This is a genomic window from Streptomyces sp. NPDC058683 (assembly GCF_042716195.1).
GTDB lineage: Bacteria > Actinomycetota > Actinomycetes > Streptomycetales > Streptomycetaceae > Streptomyces.
Genome location: NZ_JBHXSK010000130.1, coordinates 1 through 1,936, shown reverse-complemented (window position 1 = coordinate 1,936; position 1,936 = coordinate 1). Strand labels below are relative to the sequence as shown.

General features: G+C 69.1%; 1 protein-coding gene. It reads right to left on the bottom strand.

The features are described 5' to 3' along the window. Positions 1 to 55: 55 nt before the first annotated feature. Positions 56 to 1,819, bottom strand: coding sequence for an IS481 family transposase (locus ACFWXC_RS52970; protein ID WP_384491531.1), 1,764 nt, complete (start codon positions 1,817 to 1,819; stop codon positions 56 to 58). Between the last annotated feature and the right edge of the window lie 117 nt (positions 1,820 to 1,936).

Genomic DNA, 1,936 nt, shown 5'->3' with positions numbered 1-1,936 from the left:
TGTCTAGCGTCAGATGAGGCTTGACGGTTGTGCGTCGGTTGAGGCTTTCCGGTTCCTAGCCTGTTGTGCGGTTCGTCGTGCCGTAGGCCTTGAAGCGGGTCACCTCCTTGGCGGTGGTGCGGGGCACCGTCCGCAGGCGGTGTCCGTCCTGGTCGAAGACGTGCAGGGTGGTGTCGGTGACCTCGACGCTGACCACGGTGCGGGCATGGACCATGCCGACCTGGACCTGCTGGCCGCAGACCTGGATGCTGCCGCGGGTCGAGACCTTGCGCCCGACCCGCACCGCGTCCTGCGGGGCCTTCGGAGGCAGAGGGCTGAGCTGGGCGTCACTGATGTAGGCCCGTCGAGCGGGCGGGACCGGACAGGGCAGCGTGCGCACCAGCACGCCGTCGGCAATGACCTGCATCAACGGCCCGTCGAGCCGGAGTGTCACGCGTTGCCCGGCCAGCGGGATGCCTACGGTGATCTGCTGTCCGGCCAGGCCGATGACTCCGGAGGCGTTCACGGTGCGGGCCACCTCGATCGGCATCCTCACCGCAAGCGGACCAGGAGCACGTCCGGCCGGGGCGGGACCGGCCGCACGGGCACCGGAAGCTCGCAGCCGGACCAGATCCGCGGTGTTCAGCCGGGACGGCACGGTCTTGATCCGCGTGCCGTCCCGGCTCACGTGGACAGTGGTGCTGTCCATCCACAACGTCACCGCCCGGCCCGCCTGCCGGGGCCCGAACCAGAACTGCTGGCCGGCCACCGCCAGGTTCCCGCTGGGCGGCACGATGCGGTCCACCTCCACCGCATCGGGCGAACCCAGCACCGCCTCCCCGACCGGCTCGACCTGCTGCTTCGCCGGTTCGCCGTCGACCGTCGGCGCAATGGCCAGCTGGGCTGGAAGCCGCACGCTCAGCCCATCGGCCGGCGCGGGTCGGAAGCGGCTGGCCGGGGTGGCCATGTCCAGAGACTGGTGCGGTCGGAGGGTGTTGTAGTCCTCGCGCCAGCCGTCGATGAGCGCCTGCGCCGCATGCAGGTCGGCGAACGGTCCCTGGTCGTCGAGGAGTTCACGCCGCAGCGACTGATGGAACCGCTCTATCTTGCCCGTGGTCGTCGGCGATCTCGGCTTGGTCAGCCGGTGCTTGATGCCGTTCATCCGGCAGATCCGGTCGAACAACACCTCCGTCGACGGCCCCGGCGTCCCGAACCGGCCGGTGAACTGCTTGCCGTTGTCTGTCAGCACCTCCTCCGGACAGCCGAAGGCCATCAACGCCGCAGCAAAGGCCGCGCACACCGCCCGACCGGTTGCCCGTTCCACCACCGCCGCGATCACACAGAACCGGGAGTGGTCATCCACCCCGGTCACCAGCTTCAACTCACGCCCGTCGGCCAGCCAGAACCCACCCATCACGTCCAGCTGCCACAACTGCATCGGCCCCGGCCGCTCCCACCGCCGGTAATCCTCCCGGCGCCGGCGCCGCTTCACCGGCACGATCAGCTGATGGCGCACCAGGATCCGATACACCGACGCCTCTGACGGCACAGGCTCCACCCCACGCCGCGCAAGCTCATGACGCAACCGGCGCTGACCCCACCTCGGATGCAGCCTGCGCAGCTCCAGCACTGCGGCCTCCACCCCGGCCGGCATCTGCCACGGATGCGATCTGGGCCGGTGCGACCGGTCCGACAGCCCCGCCAGACCGCCCTCCTCATACCGGCGCACCCAGGCATGCACCGACTGACGCGAGACCCCATACCGGGCCGCGACCTCCGTCTTCGATGCTCCAGCAGCCACTTCCATGACCGCGTGATAGCGCTGCTCAACCACGCTCAGCTCCACTAACACCGGCCCGGCCCCCTCCGCGAAAGCCCTCACGGACAGCAAAGCCGAGGACGGAACCGTCAAGCATCAAGTGACGTCAACACGTCAAGCATCAAGCGAAGTAGGACA